General features: G+C 62.6%; 7 protein-coding genes. 3 read left to right on the top strand and 4 right to left on the bottom strand.

All coding sequences use genetic code 11. The annotated features are described in order from the left end of the window. The 3 genes from BG842_RS06705 to BG842_RS06715 all read left to right on the top strand — a co-directional run. Positions 1-2,104, top strand: a 2,104-nt coding sequence (locus BG842_RS06705; protein WP_069450175.1) for a histidine kinase N-terminal 7TM domain-containing protein, incomplete at its 5' end; no start/stop codon positions are given. Between the two features lie 133 nt (positions 2,105-2,237). Continuing rightward, a complete protein-coding gene (locus tag BG842_RS06710) occupies positions 2,238-2,777 on the top strand; it encodes a response regulator (RefSeq protein WP_069450176.1) in 540 nt (179 codons plus the stop codon). Between the two features lie 80 nt (positions 2,778-2,857). Next, positions 2,858-4,288: an MATE family efflux transporter gene (locus tag BG842_RS06715; RefSeq protein WP_394327461.1), complete on the top strand. Its 1,431-nt coding sequence runs from the start codon at positions 2,858-2,860 to the stop codon at positions 4,286-4,288. 52 nt (positions 4,289-4,340) lie between these two features. On the opposite strand, the gene BG842_RS06720 is transcribed toward BG842_RS06715, so the two are convergent. From BG842_RS06720 to BG842_RS06735, 4 genes are all read right to left on the bottom strand, one after another. Beyond that, complete coding sequence (locus BG842_RS06720) at positions 4,341-5,054, bottom strand: lytic transglycosylase domain-containing protein (protein WP_069450178.1); 714 nt, start codon at positions 5,052-5,054, stop codon at positions 4,341-4,343. A gap of 133 nt (positions 5,055-5,187) precedes the next feature. Next, the gene (locus BG842_RS06725) at positions 5,188-5,865 is read right to left on the bottom strand and encodes a DedA family protein (protein WP_069450179.1); all 678 of its coding nucleotides are present in this window, start codon (positions 5,863-5,865) and stop codon (positions 5,188-5,190) included. 115 nt (positions 5,866-5,980) lie between these two features. Beyond that, complete coding sequence (locus BG842_RS06730) at positions 5,981-6,991, bottom strand: lysylphosphatidylglycerol synthase transmembrane domain-containing protein (RefSeq protein ID WP_175424090.1); 1,011 nt, start codon at positions 6,989-6,991, stop codon at positions 5,981-5,983. 85 nt (positions 6,992-7,076) lie between these two features. Then, a complete protein-coding gene (locus BG842_RS06735) occupies positions 7,077-8,015 on the bottom strand; it encodes a DedA family protein (protein ID WP_069450181.1) in 939 nt (312 codons plus the stop codon). Between the last annotated feature and the right edge of the window lie 129 nt (positions 8,016-8,144).

Raw genomic sequence — 8,144 nt, forward strand, 5'->3', positions numbered from 1 at the left:
GGCGACGCTCTTTTCCTCGCTCATTCTCGCCGTCGCCGGGTGGTGCGTTTTTTCCCTCCTCCTACTGACGAGTACGTCGCTCGCTCGCGCCCGTCTCTGGACGACGCTCATCGGGGTTTGCGTCACCGCCATCCCCGTCCTCTGGTTGACCTTCGCGCTCGAATACACCGGCCGGGACGATTGGGTCTCGCGCAAGACGCTGCCGCTCATTTGGGCGGAACCGGTCCTCTACACCGTCGGTTCGTTATCGAGCTCCCACCACGGCTTTGCGAACGACAGCGCCGCGCTGGTGACGAGCGACGGTCTCACCGCCCTGTCGGTCGTCCACACGCCGTCGTTCTACTTCCACCTCGTCTACCTGTTCGTCGTACTCGTCACCGGTTTCGGATTTTTCACCGCGTTCTTGGTCCAAGCCGACCGACTCTATCGAAAACAGACGGTCGCCATCATCCTCGCGGGACTGCTCCCCCTCGTCGGGACCGCCGTTTTCTCCTTCGTCGACCTGAACATCGCGTTCGGCTTGGCCCCCGTTTTCTTCGCCGCCAGCGCCATCTTAGACTGTCTCGCGCTCTTTCGGTACGACTTTCTGAACGTCGCACCGCTCGCCTCCGAGGTCGTCCTGTCCGAGATGGACGACCCCGTTATCGTCGTCGCGGACGAGCGAATCGTCGAGTACAACCCGGCGGCGAAGCCGTTGTTCGACGGCGACACCATCGTCGGCCGTGACCTCGAATCGGTCGTTCCGGGGCTGTTGGACGCCGTTTCGAGCGACGAACCGTTCTCCCCGTCTTCGGTGCTGGCGGACGGCGGTTCCGTCGGGGAAACGCCCATCTACGACCCTCGCTCGACGCCGATACGCGATCACCACGACGCACATCGCGGCGACATATTCGTCCTCCGCGAGATAACGAGCCAGAAACGGCGGGAAGAGACGCTCCGCGCGCTTCAATCCGCGACCCGGCGATTCATGAACGCGGAGCGACCGGAGGAGATCGCCGAAATCGCAGTGCAAACCGCCGACGAGGTGTTGGACCACCCCTATTCGTCCATCTTCTTCCCGGAAGACGACGGGGCGGTCCTTCGGTCGGTTGCGATGACCGACCTCATGCGAGACGGTCTCGACGGCGAACTGACGTTCTCGCGCGATGCCGAACCGATGTGGTCGGTGTTCGAATCCGGAACGCCGGTCGTGTACGAATCCGTCGAGCAACTCTCGAAGCCGCCGTACGGGTATCTCCCCCTCGGATGTCTGTTGTCGCTGCCGCTCGGCGAACACGGCGTCCTCGCGGTCGGAAGCGACACCCGAAAACGGACGTTCACCGAGAACGACCGCCGATTCGCCCGTATCCTGGCGAGCACGACGGAGACGGCCCTCGACCGCGCACAACGCGAACGCGACCTTCGGGAGAGTCAAGCGATGGTCGAAGAACGAACCGAGCAGATAGAGTTCTTCAACGGCGTCTTGCGGCACGATATTCTGAACGGCATTACGGTCGTCAACGGCAATCTCGAACTCCTCGAACCCCACGTCGCGGCGACCGGGGAGTCGTATTTCGAGACGGTCCGTAACTGGAGCGAGGATATCGGGCAACTAACGGAGAAGGTTCGGTCCGTCAGCCAGACCGTCACGGACTCCGAGTCGGTATCGTTGGAATCCGTGTCCCTTTCCGACGCGCTGTCGAGGCGGGTGACGAAGGTTCGGAACACGTACCCAAACGTGAGTATCGACGCCGACATCGAGGACGGATTGACCGTCTCCGGCAACGAACTGCTCGGCGAGGTCGTCGAAAACGTGCTATTGAACGCTATCGAACATCACGACCGCGACGACCCGTCGCTCGTGGTTCGGACACAGCGGTCGGGGGAGACTGTCCGCGTCGAAATCGAGGACGACGGACCCGGAATTTCGGAGGAGATGAAAACGCGGGTGTTCGACCGCAACGTCACGTCCGAATCGACCGGTTCCATCGGGTTCGGTCTCTACTTCGTCTCGGTGATGATGGAGCAGTACGACGGTTCGGTGTGGTTCGAAGACGCGAACCCGTGCGGTACGGTGGCCATCCTCTCGTTCCCGCAACTGTCAGCGGACGCTCCACTCACATGAACAGTCACTTCGCTTTCGGGAATGTTTCAGAGCTCTAATTTAAGAAACCAAAGATATATGTGCATCTGATTGATTCTCTCTACCACCACACGGTTAGAATATGAATGCAGATGGGAATATCGATGTGCTAATCGTGGACGATGAGGTGGAGGTGACTACGCTCTACGAGGAGTGGCTCTCCGCGCATCGGACACACGTTGCACACGATGGACAGAAGGCCCTTACAGTGCTCGACCGGCGAGGAGAGGATATCGATGTGGTACTTCTCGACCGGAAAATGCCGACGTTGAGCGGCTCCAAAGTCCTCGAACGCATTCATGCACAAGCGTACGACTGTCGCGTCGCCATGATCACCGCGGTGGCACCCGACTACGATATCATCGATATGTCGTTCGACGAGCACATCACGAAACCAGTCGATGGCGATACCATTCGGCGGACGGTCGAGGCGCTGTACAGTCGGGCACAGTACGCGGAGACGTTGACCCACTACTATTCGCTCGTTTCGACGCACGCTAACCTCTTGGCGGAACATTCCTACGACGACCTGCAAGAGAACGACGAGTTCGTTTCGCTCGAAACGGAAATCGAGTCCGTCCGCCGCAGTCTCGACTCGTCCCTCGAAGTCGACGACCACCGCGAGTTTCAACACGTCCTCCGCGAGATTCAGTAGTCTGTACTCACGAGAAACCGGCAGAGAGCGGACGGGATACGTTCGTTTAAGAACCGTTCGACCGTTGCTCTGAAACGTTTATGTCCGGGCGACCTACGGGACGCGTCGATATGACCGACGGTGCCATCACGCCGAAATTGGTGACGCTGGCGTGGCCCCTGGTCGTCGGTAACCTCCTCCAGACGTTTTACAATCTCGCGGACATGTTCTGGGTCGGCCGGGTCGGCACCAACGCGGTCGCGGCCGTCTCGCTCATGTTCCCGACCTCGTGGCTGTTCGTCTCGCTCGCGATGGGACTCACCGCGTCGTCGGTCGCGCTGGTGTCACAGCATATCGGTGCCGGTGACGACCGGGCCGCGGACAACGTGGTCGCACAGACGACCCTCCTCACTGTCCTCGTCGGGGTCGTCCTCGCCGCGTTCGGCTACGCGTTTCGCTCGCAACTCCTCACGCTCGTCGGTGCGGAAGGGCCGGTCTACGTGCAGGCGCTCCAGTACATCGAAGTCCTGTTCATCTCCATCCCGTTCACGTTCCTGTTTTTCGTCTTCAGGGCGGTTCTCCGCGGCGCTGGCGACACTCGAACCGCGATGTGGTTGATGGTTATCTCCGCCGGGATGAACGTCGTCCTCGACCCGATACTCATCCTCGGCTACGGTCCGTTCGACCCCATGGGAACGCAAGGTGCGGCGGTCGCCACGCTCGTCGCTCGCGTGTTCGCCGCCGTCGTCGGCGTGTACGTCCTCCTGCAGGGGGACTGGGGAATTCGCCTTCGACTCGACGACCTCCGCCCCGACTGGCCGGTGCTGAAACGACTCGTCACGGTCGGCTATCCCGCGACCATCGACGGTGCGGCGCGGAGTTTCGCCGCCGTGGCGATGGCCGCGTTGGTCGCTCGGTTCGGACCGGTGCCGACCGCCGCCTACGGCGTCGGCGTTCGAATGATGTCCGTTTCGTGGACGGTTTCGGGGGCGGTCGGACAGGCCGCCGCGACCGGCGTCGGTCAGAACCTCGGCGCGGAGACGCCCGACCGCGCGGCCGAGGTGACGCGGAAGGCGACCATCGGAACGTTAGTGGTGCTGTTCGGCGCTGGCGGATTGATGGTGCTCTTCCCCGACGTCGCCATGCGGATATTCACGGACGACCCCGCGGTCGTCCGCGTCGGCGCTCACTTCCTCGAAGTCATCGGGCCGTTTCTCGCCTTCTTCGGCGGGCTGATGGTGATTCAGGGCGGGTTCCGCGGCGCGGGGAACACCGGAGTCGCGATGGCGCTCTCGTTCCTCTCGCGCTGGGTGCTTCGGATTCCCGTCGCGATACTGCTCGCCTACCAGTGGACGCTGCAACTCGGTCCGCTCACCCTCTCCGGACTCTCGTGGGGCGTCAACGGTCTCTGGTGGGCGTGGTCGATTTCGGCCATCGGGTCGTTCGTCATCGGCGTCCTCTGGTTCAGCCTCGGCACGTGGCGACAGGGCGTGTTGGAGGACGAGGAGCGACAACCGACGACCGCGGACTGAGGGTCGGAACGTCGGCACGGTCATCATAAGACGGGCACGGTGCTTCGAATCCTCACGCGTCGGCGAGATACCGCTCGACCGACCAGCCCCACACGCCTCGGTCGAGCCAGTGGACGCCCCACCACGTGTAGCCGCCTTTGTCCGTCGGACCGTTCATGATTTCGCCGACCTCGCCGGGTGAGATGGTTGCGACGATTGGCTGACCGGTTCCCGGCTGCTCCCGCGTGTTCAGATCGACCGTCGGCGTTACTCGGTCGCCGTCGGCGAATTTGTCACCGCCACTGCCGCCGCCGTAGGTGTCGCGGTAGTACGCCGCGGCGTCTTTCACGTCGCTGACGTACGACCAGCTGTGGTTGTAGGCGTAGAGCGCGCTGTCCCAGTCGCCGGGCGCGCCGCTGTCGGTCAGGTAGTAGGCGGCGGCCGGAATCGCGTCCCGATAGTCACAGATGTCGGCCACGCCGTCGCCGTTTCCGTCGATGCCGTAGTAGTCCCACGTCGAGGGCATGAACTGCATCGGGCCTTTCGCCCCGGCGGACGAGGTGTCACACCCCGACTCGTACTGCCCGTGTTGGGTCTCGACCCAGCCCACGCCAGCGAGGTACGTCCAGTCGATTCCGTAGTCGCTTCCCGTCTGTTGGTACTCGGTCAGATAGTTCGACGGGATGGAACCGGGCGTCGCCGCCGCTGACCCCGAGAGGCCGCTGATGGTCACCGCCGCCGTTCCCGTCGCACCGACTTTCTTGAGTATGTTGCGTCTGGATGGCATCTGCAATTATATGACGAGTCTACAGAGGAATATATTTTTCTCCAAATGCTCGAAATAAACTAATCGGTCGGAGCATCCAACCGTCCTCGGCCACGTTTCCGCCCGGACAAAAGCGGGCGAATCGGGTTCGTTTTCACCGTTGTGAGGCGACTTCTCGGATGAGGTGTTCGCGAGCGAGCCAGATGCCCGCGGTTCCAACCGCGAGGACGACGCCGATGCCCGCGATGACGACCCAGTTCCCTCCGATTCCATCGATATACGGCGCGAACGTGGTCGAAACCGTCGTGATTGCCCAGTCGAGCGGCGAGGTTTCCCCGGCCCCCTCGTAGACGAGGTACGTGAGAAATACGTTGAACACGAGCGAACCGCTCGCGGAGTAGACGGTGAAGGTCCGCACGTCCATCTCGGCGATTCCGGCCGGAATCGAGATGATGGCGCGCATCAACGGAAGCATCCGTCCCCAGAGAACGGAACTCCGGCCCCATCGTCGGAACCAGCGTTGGCTTCGCTCCAAATCCGACTCGGAGACGTGAAGGATGTGTCCGTACCGGTCGAGCGCCGCCTTGCCGTTCCTCCCGAACGCGTAGTACCCGAGGAGGCTCCCGGCGGTCGCTCCGGCGGTGGAAACCGCGACGAAGAACCCGAATGACATCGGGTCGTGGACGAGTTGCGTGGCCGCGAACGGGACGACGATTTCGCTCGGCGCGAAGTGGAGGATGAACGCCGTTTCGAGCGTCAGATAGATGAAGACTGCCAAATACCCGTATTTCACGACGAACGAGAGGATGGTATTGGCTAGCCAATCGAACATTCGATAGCACCTTCTTCATTCTCCGTAATTAATTTTTTCATGGCGGATATTCTCAATATTTTTGTTGTCGAACAATACCGTTCCGTATCGAACCTGTGTGGTATTGTGTCGAACTTCACCGCCGACTCGTTTCGAGAATCGTGACGGCGGTTCCACCGAGGACGATAGGGAGTAGATACGTCGCCGCCCGGTAGACGAGCAGCGCCGCCGTTATCGACGGAAGCGGAACGTTCGTCAATCCTCCTAAGAGAAGGATGTACGCAGCATCGACGCCCCCGAACCCGCCGGGAAGCGGCGTCACACTCGCCGTCATCGCCAGCGGCACGATGAACAGCGGCGCTTCGACCGGAATCGCGTATCCGAGCGAGTAGAGCGACAACCACAGGGTGACGGCCAAAAACAGCCACCCGACCGCCGAGAAGAACACCCCGACGGCGAGCAATCGCGGTGTCCGCGCGATTCGCTCCACGTTCGAGACGAACAACGTCACCCGGCGTTCCAGTTCCCGCTCCGGTCGGTCGATATCCAACGACGTCCGTCGGTTGAGGGTGTCGAGGAGCGACGACAGAGCACCGACGAGGGACGCCGCGAGGGTGTCCCGCGCCCGCCATGCAAACAGCGCGACGGCGGCCACGACGACGGCGACGGTGAGGAACAAGACGACTGCGAGTTCGAGTCGTGGATTCAGCGCCGAGCGAACCGCGAAGTACGCGAAGCCGATGGCGGCGAATCCAACTGACGGAAGCAGGTTGATGGTATCGACGCTCACGACGACCGACAGCCCTGTTTCGTACTCCGCGTCCGTCGCCCGAGAGACGAACAGCGCGGCGAGCGGTTCCGCCCCGGCCTGCGCGAACGGCGTCACGCTGTTGGCGAAGACGATACTAGAATACACCAGCAGCGTCCGGAAACGGGACTGGGGATATCCGAGCACCGACAGCACGACGTGAAGCGCGGAACTCCACGCCGTCAGCCAGAGCAGGACGGTAACGACGATGACGACGATGACGCCGGGTTTCGCGGCGTCGAGCGCGGCCACGACCGCCGACACGCCGACCAACGAGACGATGACGCCGAGGACGAGGACCGATGCGAGGAGACCGAGAACGACGGACCGGACGTTCACTTTCCGACCTCGTGCATCCATCTTCTCCCAGTGAACGACCCGGACCGGTAAGAATCATCCCGGCCGCCGACACCGCTCGCCGCCGTCAGTTCCTCAGGTCGAACCGTCTGACCGCTCTCACCGGGACGCGCTTCCCACCCTCGTAGACGACGAACGTCGCAACGAGAACGCTCAGTCCGGTCACGACCAGCGCCGCCCGCGGCGATAAGCCGAGCGAGGCGACTAGAAATCGCGGGTCGTTCCAGAGCCACGTGACCAGCGAGTACGCCGCGACGGGGACGCTCATCGCGCTCGTGATGAACAACAACCCGAGCGCGGTCCCAGCGACGCCGACGACGCGGAGGACGACTGCCTTCGCCGCGGTCGGGTTCGTACGAATCCACTCCCGGTGTGTCCACACGACCACCAACGCGACGACCAGCAGAACGACCAGCGAGAGGACGACCGGAACGTGCGTTCTCGCGTACCGAACGTCGAGCGCGAGAACCCTGAGGAGTGCGGTGAGCGCGCGGTGAACGGGGGTTCCGGCTTGCGCTCCCGTGTACGCCAAGTACGTCAGTGCGGTCACGAAGACGGCGGTCCCCGAGGCGGTGTAGAGCAGAAACCGACGAAACGCCATCTCGGACAGTCCCGCCGGGACGCTGATGACCGCCCGGAGGACGGGAAGCAGTCGGCAGAAAAAGACGGTGCTCTCTCCCCACCGACGGAAGACGCGCTGACCGCGTTCGAGGCCGTCCGCCGAGAGATGAAGGAACGACCCGTACCGCGTCAGGACGTACTCGCCGCCGCGTCCGAAGACGTAGTAGGCGAAGACGCCCCCCGCGGTACCCCCTGCCGTCGCAACGACGACGAACCACAGAAAGCCAATCGGTCCGTGCACCAGCAGCGCGGCGGCGAAGGGCAGGACGACCTCGCTCGGCGTGAAGTGCAACAGCAACGCCGATTCGAGGAACATGTAGACGAAAACCGCGAGCAAGCCGTACTGCTGAATGAAGGCTTGCGTGCTCCCCGTGAAACCGGCCATGGGGGAACCACGGGCGGAGCGGGATTAGTGTCCGTGGCCGTTGAGAGACTCGACTCACCGCTTGGTCCGGAGGATCAATTCAACCGTCTCGTTCCGAGAACCACACGTAGGTTTAAATCGAAAGAAGGG

The organism is Haladaptatus sp. W1 (assembly GCF_001723155.1).
GTDB classification, from domain to species: Archaea; Halobacteriota; Halobacteria; order Halobacteriales; family Haladaptataceae; genus Haladaptatus; species Haladaptatus paucihalophilus.